The sequence below is a fragment of the Streptomyces lincolnensis genome, from assembly GCF_021173675.1.
Taxonomy (GTDB): domain Bacteria; phylum Actinomycetota; class Actinomycetes; order Streptomycetales; family Streptomycetaceae; genus Streptomyces; species Streptomyces lincolnensis_B.
Map to the genome: position 1 here is coordinate 728,977 of NZ_JAIHON010000005.1, position 21,604 is coordinate 750,580.

20 protein-coding genes and 2 pseudogenes are annotated in these 21,604 nt (G+C 72.8%); 17 read left to right on the plus strand and 5 right to left on the minus strand.

Going from position 1 to position 21,604, the window contains the following annotated elements; all coding sequences use genetic code 11:
- The first annotated feature begins 71 nt into the window (after positions 1-71).
- The gene (locus K4B79_RS17475) at positions 72-1,418 is read left to right on the plus strand and encodes a vWA domain-containing protein (RefSeq protein ID WP_232027546.1); all 1,347 of its coding nucleotides are present in this window, start codon (positions 72-74) and stop codon (positions 1,416-1,418) included.
- 60 nt (positions 1,419-1,478) lie between these two features.
- Complete coding sequence (locus K4B79_RS17480; protein ID WP_232027547.1) at positions 1,479-2,939, plus strand: FHA domain-containing protein; 1,461 nt, start codon at positions 1,479-1,481, stop codon at positions 2,937-2,939.
- Positions 2,940-2,972: 33 nt separating this feature from the next.
- Here the strand turns inward: K4B79_RS17480 and K4B79_RS17485 are convergent, their stop codons facing one another.
- Positions 2,973-3,953 (minus strand): methyltransferase domain-containing protein, encoded by a 981-nt coding sequence (locus K4B79_RS17485; RefSeq protein ID WP_232027548.1) that lies wholly within the window; start codon positions 3,951-3,953, stop codon positions 2,973-2,975.
- A gap of 97 nt (positions 3,954-4,050) precedes the next feature.
- Here K4B79_RS17485 and K4B79_RS17490 point away from each other — a divergent pair, with 97 nt between their 5' ends.
- The 6 genes and pseudogenes from K4B79_RS17490 (at position 4,051) to K4B79_RS47785 (ending at position 12,370) form a co-directional block, all read left to right on the plus strand.
- Entirely contained in the window at positions 4,051-4,464 is a 414-nt protein-coding gene (locus K4B79_RS17490; protein ID WP_232027549.1) for a globin, read from the plus strand.
- A 142-nt stretch (positions 4,465-4,606) separates the two neighbouring features.
- Complete coding sequence (locus K4B79_RS17495) at positions 4,607-7,855, plus strand: FtsX-like permease family protein (protein ID WP_232027551.1); 3,249 nt, start codon at positions 4,607-4,609, stop codon at positions 7,853-7,855.
- 69 nt (positions 7,856-7,924) lie between these two features.
- Entirely contained in the window at positions 7,925-10,663 is a 2,739-nt protein-coding gene (locus K4B79_RS17500) for an ABC transporter permease (RefSeq protein WP_232027552.1), read from the plus strand.
- A gap of 57 nt (positions 10,664-10,720) precedes the next feature.
- Complete coding sequence (locus K4B79_RS17505; protein WP_232027553.1) at positions 10,721-11,686, plus strand: ABC transporter ATP-binding protein; 966 nt, start codon at positions 10,721-10,723, stop codon at positions 11,684-11,686.
- Positions 11,687-11,710: 24 nt separating this feature from the next.
- Positions 11,711-11,944 (plus strand): annotated as a pseudogene (locus K4B79_RS47780) (NAD(P)-binding domain-containing protein); the annotation flags it as partial.
- Between the two features lie 126 nt (positions 11,945-12,070).
- The gene (locus tag K4B79_RS47785) at positions 12,071-12,370 is read left to right on the plus strand and encodes a GntT/GntP/DsdX family permease (protein ID WP_269463632.1); all 300 of its coding nucleotides are present in this window, start codon (positions 12,071-12,073) and stop codon (positions 12,368-12,370) included.
- Between the two features lie 39 nt (positions 12,371-12,409).
- Here the strand turns inward: K4B79_RS47785 and K4B79_RS17515 are convergent, their stop codons facing one another.
- From K4B79_RS17515 to ettA, 3 genes are read right to left on the minus strand one after another with little or no spacing between them, the layout of a single operon-like run.
- Entirely contained in the window at positions 12,410-13,078 is a 669-nt protein-coding gene (locus K4B79_RS17515) for a hypothetical protein (protein ID WP_232027555.1), read from the minus strand.
- Complete coding sequence (locus K4B79_RS17520; RefSeq protein ID WP_232027556.1) at positions 13,075-13,488, minus strand: acyl-CoA thioesterase; 414 nt, start codon at positions 13,486-13,488, stop codon at positions 13,075-13,077. The genes K4B79_RS17515 and K4B79_RS17520 overlap by 4 nt, the downstream gene beginning before the upstream one ends.
- 6 nt (positions 13,489-13,494) lie before the next feature.
- Positions 13,495-15,159 (minus strand): energy-dependent translational throttle protein EttA, encoded by a 1,665-nt coding sequence (ettA, locus tag K4B79_RS17525; RefSeq protein WP_232027557.1) that lies wholly within the window; start codon positions 15,157-15,159, stop codon positions 13,495-13,497.
- Positions 15,160-15,485: 326 nt separating this feature from the next.
- On the opposite strand from ettA, the gene K4B79_RS17530 reads away from it, so the two are divergent.
- Positions 15,486-16,277 carry an NUDIX domain-containing protein gene (locus K4B79_RS17530; RefSeq protein WP_232027559.1) on the plus strand — a complete coding sequence of 264 codons (792 nt, stop codon included), beginning with the start codon at positions 15,486-15,488 and terminating at the stop codon, positions 16,275-16,277.
- Here K4B79_RS17530 and K4B79_RS17535 read toward each other — a convergent pair.
- Positions 16,261-17,265 (minus strand): XRE family transcriptional regulator, encoded by a 1,005-nt coding sequence (locus tag K4B79_RS17535; RefSeq protein ID WP_232027620.1) that lies wholly within the window; start codon positions 17,263-17,265, stop codon positions 16,261-16,263. The two genes, K4B79_RS17530 and K4B79_RS17535, sit on opposite strands and share 17 nt — an antisense overlap.
- A 934-nt stretch (positions 17,266-18,199) precedes the next feature.
- Here K4B79_RS17535 and K4B79_RS17540 point away from each other — a divergent pair.
- The 8 genes and pseudogenes from K4B79_RS17540 to K4B79_RS17575 form a co-directional block, all read left to right on the plus strand.
- The gene (locus K4B79_RS17540; RefSeq protein WP_232027561.1) at positions 18,200-18,376 is read left to right on the plus strand and encodes a hypothetical protein; all 177 of its coding nucleotides are present in this window, start codon (positions 18,200-18,202) and stop codon (positions 18,374-18,376) included.
- Between the two features lie 155 nt (positions 18,377-18,531).
- Positions 18,532-18,798 carry a DUF6284 family protein gene (locus tag K4B79_RS17545; protein WP_232027563.1) on the plus strand — a complete coding sequence of 89 codons (267 nt, stop codon included), beginning with the start codon at positions 18,532-18,534 and terminating at the stop codon, positions 18,796-18,798.
- On the plus strand, positions 18,795-19,247 hold the full coding sequence (locus tag K4B79_RS17550) for a Pycsar system effector family protein (RefSeq protein WP_232027565.1): 453 nt from the start codon (positions 18,795-18,797) through the stop codon (positions 19,245-19,247). Before K4B79_RS17545 ends, K4B79_RS17550 begins: the two co-directional genes overlap by 4 nt.
- Positions 19,244-20,110 (plus strand): protein spdB, encoded by an 867-nt coding sequence (locus K4B79_RS17555; RefSeq protein ID WP_232027567.1) that lies wholly within the window; start codon positions 19,244-19,246, stop codon positions 20,108-20,110. Before K4B79_RS17550 ends, K4B79_RS17555 begins: the two co-directional genes overlap by 4 nt.
- Positions 20,110-20,457 carry an RRQRL motif-containing zinc-binding protein gene (locus K4B79_RS17560; RefSeq protein WP_232027569.1) on the plus strand — a complete coding sequence of 116 codons (348 nt, stop codon included), beginning with the start codon at positions 20,110-20,112 and terminating at the stop codon, positions 20,455-20,457. Before K4B79_RS17555 ends, K4B79_RS17560 begins: the two co-directional genes overlap by 1 nt.
- Positions 20,458-20,459: 2 nt before the next feature.
- The gene (locus K4B79_RS17565; RefSeq protein ID WP_232027571.1) at positions 20,460-20,777 is read left to right on the plus strand and encodes a hypothetical protein; all 318 of its coding nucleotides are present in this window, start codon (positions 20,460-20,462) and stop codon (positions 20,775-20,777) included.
- Positions 20,778-20,779: 2 nt separating this feature from the next.
- Entirely contained in the window at positions 20,780-20,935 is a 156-nt protein-coding gene (locus K4B79_RS17570; RefSeq protein ID WP_232027622.1) for a pRL2-8, read from the plus strand.
- 119 nt (positions 20,936-21,054) lie between these two features.
- Positions 21,055-21,604: pseudogene (locus K4B79_RS17575) on the plus strand (ATP-binding protein); the annotation flags it as partial.

Sequence of the window (21,604 nt, forward strand, 5' to 3'; positions counted from 1 at the left end):
CCGGAGGGGACCGGTCCGATCACAGTCGTCGCCTTGCCATGGCGAGGTCTACGAGGGGGATTTGAGTAGGTATGGCCAATTTCTCGAAATCGAGCGTGCCGCAGTTCTCGGTCGACGTGTACCAGAACGAGTACCTGCCGGAGGGGGGCCGCGAGGTCAACGCCATCGTCACGGTGACCGCCACCGGCGGCGGCACCATCGGCAGCGCGGTGGCGGCCCCGCATCTCTACGCTCCGGGCCAGGGCCCGGACGCGGCGGTGGCGATCATGGTCGACTGTTCGGGCTCGATGGACTACCCGCCGACCAAGATGCGCAACGCCCGGGACGCCACGGCCGCCGCCATCGACACCCTGCGCGACGGTGTGCACTTCGCGGTGATCGACGGCACCCACGTGGCCAGGGAGGTCTATCCGGGCGGCGGGCGCCTCGCCGTGGCCGACGCCACCACCCGCGGCCAGGCCAAACAGGCCCTGCGCAAGCTCAGCGCGGGCGGCGGCACGGCCATCGGCACCTGGCTGCGTCTGGCCGACCGGCTGCTGTCCTCCGCGGACGTCGCCATACGCCACGGCATCCTGCTCACCGACGGCCGCAACGAGCACGAGTCGCCCGAGGACCTGAAGGCCTCCCTGGACGCCTGCGCCGGCCGGTTCACCTGTGACGCGCGGGGCGTGGGCACCGACTGGGAAGTGAAAGAAGTCACAGGGATCGCCTCGGCGCTGCTCGGCACCGCCGACATCGTCGCCGACCCGGCCGCCCTCGCCGCCGACTTCACGCAGATGATGGAGACGGCGATGGGCAAGGAGGTCGCGGACGTCGCCCTCAGGCTGTGGACGCCGGTGGGCACCACGGTGAAGTTCGTCAAGCAGGTCGCGCCCACCGTCGAGGAGCTCACCGACCGCCGCACCGAGGCCGGCCCCCGCGCCGGGGACTACCCCACCGGCTCCTGGGGAGACGAGTCCCGTGACTACCACGTCTGCGTGGAGGTACCGGTGGCCAACATCGGCCAGGAGATGCTGGCGGCCCGGGTCTCGCTGGTCGTCCCGCAGCCTGACGGCACCACGCAGAACCTCGGCGCCCAGGGTCTCGTACGGGCCGTGTGGACCGACGACATGGTCGCCTCGACGTCGATCAACCCTCAGGTCGCCCACTACACCGGCCAGGCCGAACTGGCACAGGTCATCCAACAAGGGCTGGATCTGCGCAAATCGGGAGACATGGACGGAGCAACGGCCAAACTGGGCCGTGCCGTTCAGCTCGCGAGTGCCTCCGGGAACGCCGATACTGCGAAACTGCTTGCGAAGGTGGTGGACGTGGTCGATGCCGCGACAGGTACTGTGCGACTGAAGGCGAAGGTCGAGGAGGCCGACGAGATGACTCTCGAGACCAGGTCCACCAAAACCGTCCGCGTGAAGAAGTGACCCGGTCAGAAGTGACCTGCCACAAGTGACCTAGAAGGAACGAAGGAGGGACGCGCCGACATGCCGACCTGCCCGAACGGACACCAGTCGGGTTCCGACGACTGGTGCGAGGTCTGCGGTCACCGCATGGCCGGTGCCGTGCCCCCGCCTCCGCCGCCGCCCGGCGGGGGTTACGGTTTTCCGCCGCCGCAGGGTGGCCGACCGCCGCACCTGTCCGCCGTACCGGACCCGGAACCCGAGCTGTGCCCGCAGTGCCGTACGCCCCGTGAGGGCGGTGCGCCGTTCTGCGAGGAGTGCCGGTGGAACTTCCTGACCAACACGGCGACCTCGTACACGCCGGCCGCGCCGCCCCAGCCGGGACCTGGGCCGGGACCGGGTCAGAACCCGGCCGCGCGTTTCCAGCAGCAGCCCGGTCCGTCCTTCGGCGGCGGCGGTGACTCCTACGAGTACCAGGGCTCCCGCCCCTCGCAGATGAACCGGCCGGCCGAGCCGATCCCGCCGGGCCCGCAGTTCGGACAGCAGGGACCCGGCGGTCCGGGTGGGCCCGGCGGTCCCGGTGGTCCGGGTTACGGCCAGGGTCCGGGCGGACCCAACGGCCCCGGTGGACCCAACGGCCCTGGTGGTCCGGGCGGCCCGGGCGGTCCCGGCTACGGTCAGGGTCCCGGCGGACCCAACGGCCCCGGTGGTCCGGGCGGCCCCGGCCAGGGTCCCGGCGGCCCCGGTCCCTTCGGCGCCGACCCGTCCCGTCCGGTCCCGCCGCCGCCCGGTCCGCCCCCCGGTGGCCCGGGTGGTCCCGGCGGCCCCGGTCAGGGCGGTCCGCCCCAGGCACCGCAGGCGTTCCAGCAGCCCGGTCCCGGTGGCCCCGGTCCCGGCCAGGGCGGCCCGCCCGGCTACCCGCAGCAGCCGAACCAGCACCAACAGCAGCCCGGCAACCAGTCCTTCGGCGGCGGCGCCGACGACTGGGTCATCTCGCCTCCGTCGGGCGGCCCCGGCGGTCAGGGCGGCCCCGGCCAGGGCCCCGGTCCCGGCCAGGGCCCCGGCGGTGGCTACGGCTACCCGCAGCAGGGCGCCACGCAGGCCCCGCCCGCGCCCGGCCCCGGCTACCCGCAGCAGCCGGCGAGCTGGACCGCGACCATCGGTCCGGACCGCGACTACTTCATGGCGATGATGCAGCGCTCCGGCCCCGAGGCCGCGGGACTCAACCTGCCCGCGTACTCGCCCGAGCAGCAGCGCCGGCTCACCGGCAACCAGGTCACCATCGGCCGCCGCCGGCACTCCACCGGCGACACCCCCGACATCGACCTGGCGGTGCCGCCGGAGGACCCGGGCGTCTCGCACCAGCACGCGGTGCTGGTGCAGCAGCCGGACGGTTCCTGGGCGGTGGTCGACCAGAACTCGACCAACGGCACGACGGTCAACGGCTCGGAGGAGCCGATCCAGCCGTTCGTCCCGGTACCGCTCCAGGACGGCGACCGGGTGCACGTCGGGGCGTGGACCACAATCACGATCCGCAGGGGCTGACCCCTCGCGTCACCCGAGGGGCCAGGCGTCACGTCACGTGAGGGGCCAGGCGTACGGCCCCTCCGGGTCGTCCAGCCACGCCCACTCGTGCTCGCCGCTGACGGTGATGCCGTACCGCTCGCGCCGCGGGTGGCCCTCGCGCTCCCAGAGCGTGAACACCTCCTGCGGATCGAGGCTGCCGCGGGTCAGGACCAGCAGGAACCGGAAGAGTTCGTCCTCCCTGGCCCGGCGCGGCACTCCGCCGAGCGGGGCCGCTTCCGGCTCGGGCCCGCCGCCGCGCAGGGGCACGAAGTAGGCGGGCGTGTGCAGGAAACGCCCCTCCGCATGCTCGGCGTCCCGCACGGTGAGGGCGATCAGGCCGGTGGCCAGCGGGGCCAGGATGCGCGCACCGGGGCGGCTCTGGGCGAGCCAGGCGCGCGGTACCGACGGCAGGGTGCAGGTCGCGATGATCCGGTCGTAGGGGGCGCGTTCGGGCACTCCGCGCGCTCCGTCGCCGGTGACGACGGTGGGGTGGTATCCGGCGGCGGCCAGGTGCCGGCGGGCCGCCTCGGTGATCTCCGGTTCCAGGTCGACGGTGGTGACCAGGTCGTCGTCGCCGAGCCGGTGGGCGAGCAGGGCCGCGTTGTAGCCGGTGCCCGCGCCGATCTCCAGGACTCTGCTCCCGGGCTCCACCCGCAGGGCGGCCAGCATCATCGCCATCAGCGAGGGCTGGCTGCTGGAGGAGAGCAGTTCGCCGTCGCGCAGCCGGGTGGCCAGCGGGGCGTCGGCGTAGGCGCCGCGCACCCACTTCTCCCGGGTGCGCGGGTCGGGACTCTCGCCCCACCGCCGTTCGTGGCCGCCGACGACGCCGACGTAGTAGTACGGCACGAACAGATGCCGCGGGACCGCCTCGAACGCCTCCCGCCACACCGGGTCGGCGGCCCAGGCCCCGCTCGCGTCGATCTCCCGCACCAGCTCCGCCCGCGCGGAGGCGGCGAGGTCGTCCAGATCCTTGTCGAGAGCGTGCGCGCCCATACCTCCACTGTGCACCCTGCGGACGTCAGGGCCTAAGCGCCGGACCGGATACGGCAAGGTCCTAAGCCTTGAGTCCTCCTCCGCCCCGTCTGAGACCATGGGGAACGTGAAAGAGATCCGGCGCGGCACGCTTCAGACGCAGACCTTCTACGAGCAGGTCGGCGGGGAGGAGACCTTCCGCCGCCTCGTCCACCGTTTCTACGAGGGGGTGGCCGAGGACCCGCTCCTGCGGCCCATGTACCCCGAGGAGGACCTCGGCCCGGCCGAGGAGCGCCTCACGCTCTTCCTGATCCAGTACTGGGGCGGCCCGACGACGTACAGCGACAACCGCGGCCACCCCCGGCTGCGGATGCGGCACGCCCCGTTCGCCGTGAACCGTGAGGCGCACGACGCCTGGCTGCGGCACATGCGGGACGCCGTCGACTCGCTCGGTCTGTCCGAGGAGCACGAGACCACGCTGTGGAACTACCTGACGTACGCGGCGGCCTCGATGGTGAACACGGCTGACTGATCACCCGGGTTGAACCCCGGAATCCGGTCGCCCGACGCCGGAATCCGATCACAATCCGGTCAAGGCAGGTCCACAACCGCTTACCGACGACCCGTCCCCTCTGACAACATCCCGGGAGGTCTGGACAACGGCGGGGGGCCGGGTGACGGGGTGGGGCGGGGTCGCGAGGTTCGTCCTGCTGCGCGCACGGGCACACCGGCTGCTGCTCGCCGCCGCGCTGCTCACCGTCCTGCTGACCACGACGGTCCTGGCCACCCTCACCGCCTACTCGGGCGCGATCGGCGACGCCGCCCTGCGCCACTCCCTGCGCGAGCCCCGCAACGCCGCCGACACCGCGCTGGTCGTCAAGGCCGACGTGCCCGCGGACGGTCGTAGGGCCGCCGACGACGCCGTACGCAAGGCCGCGCGCGCCTCGTTCGACGGGCTGCCGGTGACGGTGCGGAGCCTGGTGCGGTCGGGGCCGTACGCTCTGCCGCGCTCGCTCCAGCCGCGCTCCGAGCGGTCCGGGGACCCGGATCTGACGCACTTCGCGGCGCTGGACCGGACGCAGGTCCGGGCGGTCGCCGGACGGCTGCCCGGGACCGCCTCCGGTGCCATGGAGGTGGCGCTCCCGCAGACCGCCGCCCGGGCCCTGGGACTGGAGCCCGGCGCCCGCCTCACCCTCGCCGACCGGCTGGACGGCCCGGACGTGCGGGTCACGGTCACCGGCCTGTACCGGCCCGTGCGGGCCGACGCGCCGTACTGGCGGCTGGACGACCTGGGCGGCCGGGGCATCCACAAGATCGACTTCACCACCTACGGCCCGCTGCTCACCGATCCCGCGGCGCTCACCGGCGGGCGGGTGAGCGCCGGGCAGTCGGCCTGGCTGGCGTCGGCGGACTTCGCGACGCTGACCACCGGACGGATCGACGCCCTGCGCGAGGCGGTCCGCGACGGCGGCGCGGCCCTGCGCACGCGGCCGGCGCTCGGCGGCTCGGCGACCGTGACCACGGGGCTGCCGGACGTCCTGGACCAGGTGGACCGCTCGCTGCTCGTCGCCCGTTCCACGCTGCTGATCGTCGCCCTCCAGCTGGTGCTGCTTGCGGGCTGCGCCCTGCTGCTGCTGGTGGCCCGGCTGCTGAGCGGCGAACGCACCGGCGAGACCCGGCTGCTGAGGGCCCGTGGCGCCTCCGGCCGGCGGATCGCGGGGCTCGCGCTGCCGGAGGCGCTGCTGCTCGCCCTGCCCGCGCTGGTGTGCGCGCCACTGCTCGCGGGTCCGCTGGCCCGGCTGCTGGCCGGGCAGGGTCCGCTGGCCCGGATCGGCCTGGAGCTGGACCTGCCGGCCCTGGGACGCCCCGGGGTGTGGCTGGTGGCCACGGCAGCGGCGCTGGGCTGCGCGCTGGCGATCACCCTGCCGGCGCTGGCCTCCGCGGGCTTCCGTGCGAGCCGGGCACGGGCCCTGCCCGCCTCGGTGCGCTCGGGAGCGGACCTGGGGCTGCTGGTGGTGGCCGGGGTCGCGTACTGGCAGCTGGACCACCAGACCTCCGGTGCCGTGACCGGCGAGCGCTCGGGCGGGCTCGGCATCGATCCGCTGCTGGTGGCGGCGCCCGCGCTCGCGCTGCTGGCCGGGACCGTTCTGACGCTGCGGCTGCTGCCGCCGGTGGCACGGCTCGCCGAGCGGCGGGCGGCCGGCGGGCGCGGGCTGACCGCGGCGCTGGCGGGCTGGCAGATCGCCCGGCGTCCGATGCGCGGCGCGGGCGCGGTGCTGCTGCTGGTCCTCGCCGTCGCCCTGGGCCTGCTGGCGATCGGGCAGGGCGCCTCCTGGAACCGTTCGCAGGACGACCAGGCCGACTTCCGGGCCGGGGTGCCGCTGCGGGTCCTGGCCGCCGGGGACGGCGATCCGGGCCGGACCGAGGAGTACGCCGCGCTGCCGCACGTGGTGCGGGCCGCCCCCGCGGTCCGTACCACGCTGTCGCTGTCCGACAACCGCACGGCGACCGTGCTGGCCCTGGACACCGCGCACGCGGCGGACGCCGTGCTGATGCGCCCGGACCTGGCACCCGAGCCGGTCCGCCCGCTGGTGGCCGGGCTCGGCCGGAAGGTGCCGACGGCGGGCGCGAAGGTGCCCGCGCGCACCACGCGGCTGGCACTGACGGCGTCCCTGCGCGGCCCGGACCCGACGACGACCGCGGACGTCACCGTCACCCTGGAGGACGGCTACGGCACCCCGTACCGGCTGCCGGCCGGGAAGCTCCCCGCCGACGGCCGCCTCCACACCCTCGAACTCGCCGCGCCCTCCGGCCCGTCGACCTTCACGGGACTGCAACTGGTCACCACCCAGCCGGTCGGCCGCGCCGAACAACACCGGTTCGTGCTCGAGGAGTTGACGGCCACCGGCACCGAAGGGACCGAGCGGCGGCTGACGTTGCCCGCGTCCTGGACGGCCGTGTCGGAGAGCGACAGCCGGGACGCCGCGCCGGACGGGAGTAGCAAGCCCACCCGGCCCCGGGTGAGCGCCTCGGGGCCGCCCTCGATCGAGTACCGCACGGGCTACGCGCCCCCGGACTCCTGGGGCATCTCCTCCCTGACGGTCCGGCTCCAGGTCGCGCAGCCCGCGCCGCCCGAGGTCACCGCCCTCGCCACCGACCGGTTCCTCGCCTCGGCGGGTGCCCGCCCCGGACAGCGTGTCGACGTGACGCTCGGCGGCGAGAGCGTGCCGGTGCGGATCACCCACGCCCTGCGCGCGCTGCCGACCACGACCGCGGACGCGGGCGGCGGGGCGCTCCTGGTGGACCTGCGGTCCGTGAACCGGTTCCTCCAGGCCCGCCACGGCACGAGCGTCACCCCCACCGAGTGGTGGCTGCGGACCACGCCGGGCGACGAGGCGGCGGTCGCCGCGGCGCTGCGGGCGCGGCCCGACATGGATCCCACGCAGGTCGTGGTGCGGGACGAGATCGCCGCGGAGCTGCGCGACGACCCCTTCGGCGCCGGTCCGGAGGCCGCGTTCGCCGCGGCGGCCGGTGCGGCGGCGGCTCTGGCCGCCGTCGGCTTCGCGGTGAGCGCGGTCGGGTCCCTGCGGGAGCGGAGCGCGGAGTTCGCGGTGCTGCGCGCCCTGGGCGCCCCCCGCCGCCGGCTGGCCCGCACGATCGCGGTCGAGCAGGGCGTCCTGGTGGTGCTCGCCCTGCTGGTGGGGGCGGCCCTCGGCACCGCGCTGACCCGGGCCGTCATTCCGCTGGTCCTGCTGACCTCCGAGGCCGCGCGGCCGGTGCCGGACGTCCTGGTCGAACTGCCGGTCGGCCGGGTGGCCGTACTGCTGGCCGCCGTCGTCGTCACACCGCTGCTGGTGACGGTGGCGCTGGCGGTGCGGCGGGCGGATCCGGTCGTGTCGCTGCGCGAGCAGGGGGGTGAGTGAGGTGAGTGAGGTGAATCCGCCGAGGCCGGTGCGCCGGGCATCCGTTCGCCCGCGAGGAGGTGGGCCGAGGTGACCCCCGTCGTCGCCCCCTGGATCCGTACCCGACTGCGTGCGGCGCCCGGTGCCGCCGGCGCGCTCGCGCTGCTGGTGGCGCTGACCGCGTGTCTGGCCGCGGTGTTCCCGCGGGCCGTCGACCACTACGAGGACGCCGGCCTGCGCCACGCCGTCGGCCGGGCCAACCCGGCCCGCACGAGCGTCCAGTTGTACGCCCCGCAGCCCGACCTGCTGCTGCCGCAGCACCTGCGCGAGGACGCGGTACGTCCCGGGACCCTGGCCCGGCAGTACCGCAAGGTCGTCGCCGCCGTCCCGGGCCCGCTCGCCGTCGACCGCCGCCAGTCGACGTACGGCGCCCGCACCACCGACCCGCCGGAGACGACGGACCCCTGGCTGCCCCGGCCCTACGGCCTGCCCGCGCGCGTGTCCCTGGTCGCCCAGCAGGGCCTGGCCGACCACGCGCGCGTCCGCGCAGGCCGTCTGCCGCGCGCCACCGGGGAGGTGACGGCGACGACGCCCGAGGTGGAGGCCGCGGTGACGGCCGAGACCGCCAAGGCCCTGCGAATCAGGGCCGGTTCGGTGATCCATGTGCCCGGTGTGGACCGCGAACCACTCGCCGTCCGGGTCACCGGCATCGTCGACCCGCGCGACCCGTCCGGCGCCTTCTGGTCGACCCAGCCCCTGCTGCGCTCGCCCGCCCTGGTCACCCTGCCCGGCACGGATCCCCCCAAGTACTGGCTCGGCGCCCTGCTCCTCGCCCCCGAGGCGGCCCCCGCCCTGCTGAGCACGGCGGGAATCCCGGAACGGTACTGGCAGTTGGCCCCCGCCGCCGCGAGCCTGCACGCCCACGAGACCCCGCGTCTGAAGTCCGCGGTCGCCTCCCTGGAGGCCGGTCCGGGCCTGCGGAAGGTCCGCACGACGGCCGAGGGCCTGATGCAGGTGAGCACCGAACTCGACGACGTGTTCACCTCCTACGACCGGCTGCGCACCGGTATCGCCCCGCTGATCGCGGTCGCCGCGTCCGGCGCCGGCACGGTCGCCGCCGTCGTCCTGCTGATGGCGGGCGGTCTCGCCGCCGACCGCCGCCGCTCCGAACTCGCCCTGCTGCGCGCCCGCGGCGCCTCCCTGCGCGGCCTGACCGCACGCCTGGTCGCCGAGACGGCGGTGGTGGCGCTGCCCGCGGGAGCGCTCGGATGCGCGGTCGCCCTGCTCGCGGTCCCCGCGCCGCGTACCGGGTACGCGGTCGCCGCGGCCGCCGCCGTCACGGCCGTCGCCTGCCTGGCCCTGCCGCTGCGGGCGGCGGCCGCCCACCGGACCGTCCGCGTCCACACCGACCGCGCGGACCTCACCTCCGTACGCCCCTCCCGGCGCCGTACGATCGCCGAGCTCACCCTGCTGGTGCCGGCGGCCGGTGCCGTGGAGACCCTGCGCAGGCGCGGCACCTCCGGGTCGGCCGGGGACCAACTGGTGTCCCTGGCACCGGCGTTGGTCGCGGTGATCGCGGCGCTGGTCCTGGTCCGCCTGCACCCGCTCCCGCTGCGCGCCCTGGCCCGTCCCGCCGCCCGCCTGCGGGGCGTGGTCGGCCCCCTCTCGCTCGCGCGCGCGGGCCGTACGTCCGTCTCGGCGGTGCTCCCCCTGCTGGCGCTGCTGACCGCTCTGACCACCGCGGCCTTCGGCGGTTCGGTCCTCGCGGGCGTCGGCGAGGCCCGCGACCGGGCGGCCCTGCTCACCATCGGCGCCGACGCCCGGATCGAGGCCGCCGACGCGCTGCCGGCCGACCTGCCCGACCGGATCCGCCGGTCCCCCGGCGTGCGCGATCTGGCGAGGGTGAGCATCGACCACCTGGCCCGACCGCTGGACGGCCCGTCCTCGGTCCCGCTGGTGGGCGCGGACCTCGGTGCCTATACCGACCTGGCGGCGCGGACGGGGTTCGGGCCGTTTCCCGAGGGGGAGTTGAGGGCGACGGCACGGGCGGACGGCCGTACCGACGACTCCGCCGCGCTGCCCGCGCTGGCCTCGCCGGCCACCGCCCGGACGTACGGCACCCGTCCCTTCCTCGTCCGCCTGGGCGACGGCAACACGGTCACCGTGCGGATCGCCCTCGTGCGCGGGCAGACCCCGGCGGTGTCCGGCAGCCAGTTCCTGGTGGTGGACCGGGCCGGGCTGAGCGCCCGCGCGGCCCGCCCGACGGCCCTGCTCCTGACCGGCGACCGGCTGGACGCGGGAGATCTGCGCCGGGCCACGGGCACCGCCGCGACCGTGCAGCTGCGGTCCGAGGAACGCGCCCGGTACGTCGACTCGCCCCTCCAGTCCGGTGCCGAACGCGTCTACACCGCCGCGGTCGCCGCCGGCGCCGGCTACGCCGTCCTGGCCCTGCTCCTCGCCCTCCTGCGCACCGCGCCCGAACGCATCGCCCTCCTGGCCCGTCTGCGCACGATGGGCCTCACCCGCGCCCAGGGCCGCCGCCTCCTCGTCCTGGAGTCCCTCCCGCAGGCCGCCCTCGCCGCGACCGGCGGCCTCCTCACCGGCTGGGCCACCATCCATCTGCTCGCCCCGGGCATCGACCTCACCACCATCGCCCTGGCCGCCCCCCAGGGCTCCGCGGGCCGCACCACCCTGCGGACGGACCCCCTCTCCCTGACCGCCCCGGCCGCCTCGGTACTCCTGCTGACGGTGGGAGTCGCCGCGGCACAGGCGTGGTGGTCGGGGCGCCGGGGTTCGGTACGGGAGCTGAGAGCGGGGGACAGCCGATGAACAGGGGGGACAGCCGATGAACGCCTCCATCCCCGGGCACCAGTCCAGGAGACCCGTATGACGACCAACCCGACCCTCACCGACCTGGCCGACCGGGCGAAGGCCGCCCGCGACACCCCGTCGTACGGCCACGACGCCCTCATCACGTGCGACCGACTGGTCCGCATCTTCACCACGGACGGCATAGAGGTCCAGGCCCTCCAGGGGCTGGACCTCCTGGTCCGCGAGGGCGAACTCATGGCCCTCGTGGGCGCGTCGGGCAGCGGCAAGTCCACCCTCATGAACATCCTCGCCGGCCTCGACACCCCCACCGCCGGGGCGGCCCGCGTGGCCGGCCGCGACCTGCTCACGATGACCGCCAAGGACCGCCTGGCCTACCGCAGGGAGGTCGTCGGCTTCGTCTGGCAGCAGACCTCCCGCAACCTGCTGCCCTACCTCACGGCCGCCCAGAACACCGCCCTGCCGATGCAGCTCGCAGGCGGCCTCCGCACCGGCCGGACCCACCGCGCCCGTACCGAACGCGCCCTGGAACTCCTGGACCTGCTGAAGGTCGCCGACTGCCGGGACCGCCGCCCGCACCAGATGTCCGGCGGCCAGCAGCAGCGGGTCGCCATCGCCGTGGCCCTCGCCAACAACCCCTCGGTCCTGCTCGCCGACGAACCCACCGGAGAGCTCGACTCCCACACCGCGGAACAGGTCTTCGCGGCCTTCCGCAGCGCGAACGAGCGGCTCGGCACGACCATCGTCATCGTCACCCACGACCAGGCGGTCGCCGACGAGGTCCGCCGCACGGTCGCCATCCGCGACGGCCGTACCTCCACGGAGGTCCTGCGCCGCAGCGAGGTCGACGCGACCACCGGCCACGAGACGGTCGTCGCCCGGGAGTACGCCATGCTCGACCGCGCCGGCCGCCTCCAGCTCCCCGCCGACTACACCCGGGCCCTCGGCATGCGCGACCGCGTGGCACTCGAACTGGAACCGGACCACATCGGCGTCTGGCCGGACGACAGCGAGCCGCACTGACGGCGCGGCCACGCGGACGTCGCCCTCCTCACCGTACGCGACCAACCCCAGGTGGAAACCGCCCTCTTCGGCAAGCACGGCGCCACCGAAACCCTCCGCCCCGGCACCACGGTCGTCCTCACCAGCACGGTCGGCCCGGAAGCCGCCCGAGCCACGGCCACCCGCCTCGCGGAACGGGACGTCCTCACGGTCGACGCCCCCGTCAGCGGCGGCCCCGCCCGCGCGGCGAACGGCGCCCCCCTGATCGTCGTAGGAGCGGACGACGAGGCGGGTGGCGGGCGCGGGCGGTGTCTTCGGCAAGGTGCTGGTGGCGAGCGGCATCGGCGACGCGATCGCCGACTCCTGGACCGGACCGGCCTGCCCGCGCTGGTCCTCGCCTTCCTCATGGCGCTGACCCTGCGGGCCGCCCAGGGATCGGCGACGGTCGCCCTGATCACCACGGCGGGCATCCTCACCCCGCCGCCGGCACGCGCCGACCTGTCCACCGCGCAGCTCTCGCTGGTCGCCCTGGCCATGGGCGCGGGCGGGCTCAGCGTCTCGCACACCAACGACGCGGGCTACTGGATGTTCACCAAGCCGACCGGCCTGGACGTGGCGAGCGGTCTGCGCACCTGGACGGTCCTGACGACCGTGATGGGCCTCATCGGCTTCACCCTGACGGCCGCGCTCCGGCCACTGGTGTGACCTCCGGCGGACGCGGAGGATGTCTCAGCGGGGGTTGTCTCAGCGGACGCTGACGTCCAACGCCCCGAGTCCCGCGCTGCGGACGGCGATCGATCCGTACGGCGTGCGCAGCCGCAGCCACGCGCCCGACGAGAGCAGGGCCAACTCCCCGCCGGCGCGCAGGAATCCCAGCGACTGGGCCGCGTGCACGGCCCGAACCGGCAGCCGGGTGTCCCCGACGGTCCGGGACCAGATCTCCCGCCCGATCCGGTCGAGTTCGGCCCGCGTACGCGCCTCGGGGGCCAACTCCCCGGTACGGGACCGGAATTCGGCGACCCCCGCGCCGACCATGGCCCGCAGGGCGTCCGGCGCCGGCAGGCCGGGCACGGGCCGCCATCCGCCCCGCGGCGGCAGCACACCCGCCCACGGCGGACCGGTCACCGCCGCCGGCACCACGGCCGTGGCGGCCGACTCGTCGACGGACTCCAGCAGTTCACCGGCGGACACGGTCACGTCCAGCGTGGCGTCGAGCCCGTTCTCGTACGGCTTGGCGAGGCGCACCGCGCGGATCGCCAGCACCTCGAAGGACGGCGGCCGCCCGAAGACGGCGAGCGCGGTCCCGGCGGCCTGGAGGCGTACCGCGGCCGAACGGTCGTAGTGGAGCAGCCGGGAGAGGAAGGCCGCGAGGTCCGCCGCCTCCCCCTCGTCGGCAAGGTGGAGGGCCGTCATGCGGCGACGGCCTCCTCCTCGTCGTCGTCCCGGTACTCCTCCAGGAAGTCCCGCTCCTCGGAGGTGATCCGGCGCGGGCGCTGGGCCTCGAAGTCGAACGGCACTATCACCGTCGAGGCCCGGACGTAGATCTCGTCGCCGTCCTTCACCTCGTAGGAGATGGTGAAGGACGCCGCTCGGATCTGCGTGACCCACAGCTCGATGTCCACGGGCCGGTGCCGGTGGACGAGCTGCCGCTTGTAGTCGATCTCGTGGCGCGCCACCACCGACCCCTGCTTGAAGTCCTTGTCCGGGCGGAACAGGAAGTCGATACGGGCTTCTTCCAGATAGCGGAGGAACACCACGTTGTTCACGTGGCCGTACGCGTCCATGTCCGCCCAGCGCAGCGGGCAGCGGTAGATGTGCCGCAAGATCGATCAGCCCCGGGTCAGCTTCTTGTAGGTGGCGCGGTGCGGACGCGCGGCGTCCGGGCCGAGCCGCTCGATCTTGTTCTTCTCGTACGAGTCGAAGTTGCCCTCGAACCAGAACCACTTGGAGTCACCCTCGTAGGCGAGGATGTGCGTGGCCACCCGGTCCAGGAACCACCGGTCGTGGGAGACGACCACGGCCGCACCGGGGAACTCCAGCAGCGCGTTCTCCAGCGAGGACAGGGTCTCGACGTCGAGGTCGTTGGTCGGCTCGTCGAGGAGCAGCAGGTTGCCGCCCTGCTTGAGGGTGAGCGCGAGGTTGAGGCGGTTGCGCTCACCGCCGGAGAGGATGCCGGCCGGCTTCTGCTGGTCCGGGCCCTTGAAGCCGAAGGCGGAGACATAGGCGCGCGACGGCATCTCGACCTGGCCCACATTGATGTAGTCCAGCTCGTCCGAGACCACGGCCCACAGGCTCTTCTTCGGGTCGATGTTCTCGCGGCTCTGGTCGACGTAGGAGATCTTGACGGTCTCGCCGACCTTGATGGAGCCGGAGTCGGGCGTCTCCAGACCCTGGATCATCTTGAACAGGGTGGTCTTGCCGGCGCCGTTCGGGCCGATGACGCCGACGATGCCGTTGCGCGGGAGCGTGAAGCTGAGGTCGTCGATGAGGAGCTTGTCGCCGAAGCCCTTGCTGAGGTTGCTGACCTCGACGACGATGCTGCCCAGGCGCGGGCCCGGCGGGATCTGGATCTCCTCGAAGTCCAGCTTCCGCATCTTGTCGGCCTCGGCCGCCATCTCCTCGTAGCGCGCCAGACGCGCCTTGGACTTGGCCTGCCGCCCCTTGGCGTTGGAGCGAACCCACTCAAGCTCTTCCTTGAGCCTCTTCGCCCGCTTGGCGTCCTTCTGCCCCTCGACCTTGAGACGGGTCTGCTTGGTCTCCAGGTACTTGGAGTAGTTGCCCTCGTAGCCGTGCAGCCGGCCGCGGTCGACCTCGCAGATCCACCCGGCGACGTTGTCCAGGAAGTACCTGTCGTGGGTCACGGCCACGACGGTGCCCTCGTACTTGGCGAGGTGCTGCTCCAGCCAGTTGACCGACTCGGCGTCGAGGTGGTTGGTGGGCTCGTCGAGGAGCAGCAGGTCGGGCGCCTCAAGCAGCAGCTTGCAGAGCGCGACGCGGCGCTTCTCACCACCGGAGAGGTTGACGACCGGCCAGTCGCCGGGCGGGCACCCGAGCGCGTCCATGGCCTGCTCCAGCTGGGCGTCGAGGTCCCACGCGTTGGCGTGGTCGAGCTCCTCCTGGAGCTTGCCCATCTCGTCGAGCAGCGCGTCCGAGTAGTCGGTCGCCATCAGCTCGGCGATCTCGTTGAACCGGTCGAGCTTGCCCTTGACCTCGGCGACACCCTCCTGGACGTTCTCCAGGACGGTCTTGTCCTCGCTGAGCGGCGGCTCCTGGAGGAGGATGCCGACGGTGTACCCGGGCGCCAGGAACGCGTCACCGTTCGACGGCTGCTCCAGCCCCGCCATGATCTTCAGAATGGTCGACTTACCGGCTCCGTTCGGGCCGACCACACCGATCTTCGCGCCGGGCAGGAAGTTCAGCGAGACGTCGTCAAGGATGACCTTGTCGCCGTGCGCCTTGCGCGTCTTGCGCATGGTGTAGATGTACTCAGCCAAGAGAAACCGTCCGGCAGCTTGAAATCAGGCAGTGGGCAGATACACCCCATCTTGCCGCACCGCCACCCCCCGGGGGAAACCCGTATGGCGGAGGGGCCCTGACCAGGGGCGCAGCAGTCGGCCCCGCGCCCGGTACCCGTCGTTGTCGGTCGTTGTCGGTCGTCGTTGGCCACCCTCGGACGGCCCGTAGACGGCCCAGGAGACACCCTCCGACCTGCTGCGATGCGGCGGACCGTGCTCCCAATTTTCCACCCAATGCCGGAGGCAGTGTGAGCCTGGCCCACTACGCTGGTATGCACCACCTGAGAACGGAGAGTGCTCCACGGATGGGACCGAAGACGACCAAGGTCTATGAGACGCTGCGCGATCGACTCGCTACGGGCCGGTACGCCCCCGGCGACAAGTTCCCCTCAGAACGGGCGCTCGTAGAGGAACTCGGTATCGGCCGTACCGCGCTACGTCAGGTGCTGGCCCGACTCGTCTCTGAGGGCGCTTTGGAGGTTCGAGGGCGGAGTTCGTACCGGGTACCGGGAGCGGTGAGCGTCAAGACACCCGAGGGGCTAGAGCCGTGGCGCATCCATGGCGAGCGGGACGTCTATGACAACCAGTGGGTCAAGCTCCAACTCTGGGACGTGGAGCCGCCGGGAGTGGAGCGCTTCGAGCATCACGTGGTGAAGCTGCATCACGTCGCCGTCACTGCTGTTCTGGATGATCAGGACCGCGTCTTGATGATGTGGCGGTATCGCTTCGTCCCGCAGCAGTGGGGTTGGGAGCTTCCGGGGGGCATCGTGGACGACGGGGAGGACCCGTCGGACACGGCCATGCGGGAAGTGGTGGAAGAGACGGGGTGGCGCCCCAAGGCAGTGGAACACGTCGTCACGTATCAGCCCATGGTCGGCATGGTCGACTCACCTCACGAGATCTTCGTAGGGCATGGAGCTGAGCGCGTCGGCTCCCCGACGGACCTCGAAGAGGCGGGACACATCGAATGGGTGCCGCTGGCCGACGTGCCGGGACTGATGGCACGCGGTGAGCTGATGGGGTCCGGCACCCTCGTCGCCCTGCTACACATCCTCGCGAGCCGGGGCAAGCAGGGGCGGCTCACAGCCGCGCACTAAGCAGATCGACACGGCGGCGCTGCCGCACCGAACCGGTGCGGCTCGCCAACAGCCGCGCCTGTCGCAAATGGGTGTGCGCGTCGTCGTACTCAGCCCGCGCGAGGTGCGCTTGCGCGAGATCGGCATGGAGACCGGCCTGCGCTCGGACAAAGGTGGGGTCCACCACGTCCAGGGCGTCATACAGGCTCGTCACCGCCTCGCCGTCACCGAGCAGGGCAAGGACGTTGCCCTGCCATCGGGCCAGGTGGGCCCCGTTGAGGAAGATGCTCAACATGTCCGGGTCTCGGTCCTCAGAGCCGGGCGGGATGCTGGCCAGGGCCGCATCGAGGGCGCGTCGGCAGTCGTCGGGCATTCCCGCGTGAGCGCATATCTCCGCTTCCGCCGCGTACAGCCATGCCCGGAGACGCGGTGATCCTGCCTGACCAACGGTGCGTTGCGCGTCGCGTACCAGGTCGACCCCGAGGGACGGCCGGCCAGCCTCGCAGAGTACGTATGCCTGCTCCGCCATCGCATGCGCAAGGTACATCGGAGCCTCAGCATCGCGCGCGGCCCTCTTCGCGAGTTCGTAGTGCCGCCAAGCCCGTTCGACCGCTCCCGAGTCGATCGCCTGCCATGCGGCCAAGGTCGACGCCCCCGCGAGCGCGAGCGCCACAGGTCGGCGCGCGGTGGGAAGCACCGCGAAGTTCAGCGCGTCCTCCAGGCGGGCAAGATGCCCCGTCATCTGGTCGATGAGACCGGCCGCGCCCAACTGACGGTCCATGGTGCGCAGTAGCTCGGTCTGGTCATTAAACGTCTTCACCATGGACTGGCTGACGCTCGTGGCTGAATCGATCCTGCTCAGTAGTTCGTCGTACCCGTCGGCCGTCGGCGGAGCGGCGAGCGAGGCACCCCTCAACTCCCGGTCGGTGACCCCGAGAAGCTGCCGCAGGATCGCCGCATAGCGGTCCGAGAGGGTGCGCTTGCCGTTCTCCCACTCGGACACGTACACCCGCAAACTCGCCGTCGATGCAACATCGGTGACATGCCGTCGGGCGTACAGCTCGATCTCGCGAACCAGTCGTTCCTGAGACCAGCCACGCGCCGCTCGCGCGCTCCGAAGTCCTGCACTCACAGGCCACCGTCCGACGTTGGGTCCACTCAGCGACCCTTCCAGCATGCCTCATATCGCCGCAGGTCAACAGGCCTTAACCAGCTCCTTAACAGGCTTGCCGTGAAGCGCTGTTGGCTACCGACACCCCCACTCGGACGGGTCTTCTAGAGATGCACCGGGGCGGACGAACGTCCCTCGAAACGACGAAGCCCTTGACTCTGGTGCGCACCAGATGCTTTCCTTCTGGTGCGCACCAGATGACGGAATCGCTTCCGTAACGGTGCCGACGTCGCCCGGAGGGCCCCGTGAAACGGGTTCGAAGGAAGCGATCGCTCGTTGACAACTCCAAAGCGTGTCGATTCGACGGGGTGAGAGTCCCCGTCCCCGTGACGACCGGGTGAAGTTCGTCGGCGGCCACTTCCCCGCGTGCCAGCTCTGGAGAACAGCCTTCGGGATCATCCCTTCCTCACGGGAGGTCAACCCGTCGGGTGCCACCTGGTGCGCGCCGCCCTGCTGGCGTCAGAGCAGTGACGATGACGCACCCACCCGACATCCCCGGCTCGGGACCGGTCCGCCGCGCAACGGCGTACCGGTGAAGCCGTGTCCCTGCGATTCGCGGGAGGTCGGCATGGGCCGACGACATACCAAGGCGCCGCCGCGATGGACCGGCCGGCGGCGCCCTGCTTCTTCTTCCGGTCCGCCTCTGATTCGCGGCGTCTGACGCTGCGGCCGGCTGCCTCTCCCGCCCGTCCGGCCCGCCCTGTGCGGAGCCGTACGGGCGGGAGTGCGGGGAGCCGGGACAGTCCCGTTCCATCGCCTGAGAGGACTCACCGTGGCCTACAAGGCACGCATCACGCTGGATCACAACGGCCGCAACAGCTACTGGATCTGGGTTTGCGCTTGCGGTCGCCAGAGCGGCCCGATCACCGCCCGGTCCACGGCCATCGCACGCAAGAGGGCCCACGAGGCGGAGCATGTCCGCCGCGAGAAGGCCTGGCACCGCTCGTAGCCCAAACCGACTGCCGATCGGGAACCCGGCCGCTGACTGCGGCCGCATACCGCGCAGTCTCCCAGCACTTCCCCCATCAACGGCGCGCGGCTCCCGGGAGGCACCCCGGGAGCCGCTGTTCGGGCCGTTCCACCTGCAAGGGAGTACACGACCCAATGAATCACATCGTTACTGTTCAGGACGCTGTTACCGCGTTCGCCGACTTCATCGAGCCGACCGCCGCCGAGCTGGACGCGATCGAGCGGGAGATGCCGCTGATCCTGGCGGAGGTCGACCTGTTGGACGCGCAGATCATCGCGATGGACCGCACCCCGAACGAGGTCGACGCCCGCCGTATCCGCCGCGCCCGCAACCGGGTGCTCACCGCCCGCCGGGACCTGGCCAACCACCCCGCCGCACTGCTGCCCGGGGGTGCCGCATGAACACCACCGTCGAGCAGAACCTGACCGCCGCACACGCTGAGGTGAAGGCGGAGATCGCGCGAACCGACACCAAGACCGCCCTGCTGCTGGCGTTCGTCGGCGCGGTCCTCGCCGGTGCCTGGACCCTCGCGCGGGCCCTGCCGCTGAACCCGGCCGCCGCCGTCGTCGGCGGCCTCGGGATGGTGCTGCTGGTCGCGGCGGCCTCACTGCTGCTGCGCTCGGTGCGCCCCAGCCTCTCCGGCCGGCACGGCTTCCCGCTGTGGGCCACCCTCACCCCCGACCAGATCACCGACCTCGCCGCCGCCCGGGACCTGGCCGCCGACATCGCGGGCCTGTCCCGCCTGGCGGTCGCCAAGTTCACCGGCCTGCGCCGCGCGATCGACCTCACCCTGACCGGCGGCGCCCTGCTTGTGGTCGCCGTCGTGATCGCGCTCGGGGGTGCGGCATGAGCGCCACCCCCGCCAAAACGGCGCTGCCCGCCGTGGCGATGACGGCAGTGTCCATGGTGCTCACCCTGGCCGTGGTCATGATGTGGCTCGGCAGCGCGGTGCCGTGGCCGGTCGCGCTGGTCGTCGGTCTCGGCATCGACGGCGGCTGGCTGGCCACCCTCGCCTACGAACGCCGCCTGGCCGCCCAGGGCGACCACAACTCCACCGTGACGGGCGTGGGCTGGTTCTTCGGTCTGGTCGCCACCGGCGTCCTGATCGCCCACGCGCTGACCGCTGAGGAGTCCGCCGGGGCGTGGCTGGCGGTGGCCTGGCTACCGCTCGCGGCCAAGGCCCTGTGGCTGGTCCACAGCCTGTGGGAACGCACCGCGCTCACCCCCAACGCCCTCGGAGCGATCCAAGGGATTCAGCAGGAGGCCCGCGACGAGGCGGCCGTGGCGCGCGCCCGGCTGCGGGCCGAGGCCACCACTGAGGAGACCCGGCTGACGGCCGTCACGGCGGCCGGCGCCCGCGTCGCCCGGGTGCAGGCCAAGACCGCCGAGCGCCTGTCTAAGGCATGGTCGACGCTGGAGACAACGCGTCAGGGCGAGGACACCGGCAGGGCCCTGACCAGCGTGACGACCCCCGTCACACCCGGCGTCACGGCCCGCTGGGCACTGCCCGTGTGGGGGCCGACCGACCCTGTTCCGGCGCTGGAGACGGGGGCGCCCGCGCTGTCGGATGACGCGCTGGACACCCTCGTTCACGACATCCGGCACAGCCAGACGCCGCCCCTGTCATACCGCGACATGGCCGCCCGCTTCCGGGCCGCCGGCCACTCCGCATCCGAGGTCCGTCTGCGGGCCGCGTGGAAGCGCGTCGCCTGATGGCTGCGCTTCCGGTGTTCCGGTGGCGCCTTGCCCCGGACGGCTACGCCACCCGCCGCCAACTCCGCGCGCTGGACCTGCGCCCCGGCGGTCAGGACGTGGCCGCTCAACTCGAACGACCGCGCCGCCGCCGGGGCCCGCTGGTCGCCTACCTCTACCGCGTCGACCTGGCCAAACCGGTCCGCCCGATGACCCCGGCGCGGTGGGCGGCCCTGGCCAAGGCCAACACCGCGCGCCGCACCTGCCCCGAGTGCCAACGGGATGCCGGCTACGTCATCCCCACCTCGCTCGGCATGTGCGTGACCTGCGCCTTTCCCGACAACTCCCCCTCTCTCAGGAGTGCTTGACCATGGGCAAGCCCAACACCCGCCGCCTGGACGCCGAGATCCGCAACGCCGAACGCAAGCTCAAAGCGGTCCGCAATCAGGAGATGTGGCCGCTGACCGGCGCCGAACGCCGGCAACTGCTGTCCAACATGGCCCGCGGTTCCTACCGCATCACGCGCGGCAAGGACACCGACCGCCAAGACGCCCGCCTGGAAGCCGCGTGGTCGTCCGCCGAGACCCGGCTGAGCACCGAGATCACCGCCTTGCAGAAGGCGCGGCAGCAGATCGTGACCGAGGACGCCAAGGAAAAGGCGGCCAAGAAGTCGTCGGGGTGGTGGTGAGCATGGCCCGCAAGGAGTGCCCGCAGTGCTGGCAACACGCCCACGACCGCAGCGCGCACCGTCACCTCGCCCCGCGTGAGGACTGCCCGCAGTGCGTAGACCACATGCGCAACGGCTGCCCGACCCTCGTGCCCAAGCAAACGTTGCGCCGGCGGTGAACGCCCCCGCCTGACCCGCGCTACGCCGGGGCGGACCTTCCCCTGCCACGGACCCGGTCCGCCCCGGCGCCCTCCCGCAAACTCCCGCCCCGATCGGGGCAGTCAGGAGTCCCCCCAGCATGAGTGAGAACGTCGTACGCCTCCACGAGAACCCCGAACCCGCCGACACCGCGCCGGCCGTCGAGGACGCGCCGGTGACCACCCTGACCGTGGTCCCCGACCCCGTACCCGTGCCTCCGGTGCCGCTGTGGGTGCGCTCCGGCCGCGCCATCCGCACCGCGATCACGCACGAGTCGACCAAGTCCGCCGCCCGTGCGGTGGTCCGCCACGGCCTCTACACGCTCAACGGGGGCCGGATCGTGGCCCGCCGGACCTGGGACGGCAAGACCGGCGCCCGCTACGAACGCATGCTCCGCGCCGCCGAAGCCGCCGGGAACTACGAGGTCGCCGAAGAGTGGGAAGAGCGTCTTCAGCGCTTCCGCGAGGCCCGTCACCGCCGCCGCATGGACCTGCTCCACTCCCCGGTGGACGTGGCCAAGGGTGTCGGGGTCGGCGTCGGCATGAGCATCGGCGTCCTGGTCGCGCTCGGCGTCGTGATGGCCATCAACAACCACGACATCACCGACGTCATCACCCCGCTTGCGGCCACGATTGAGTTCATCGGCCTGC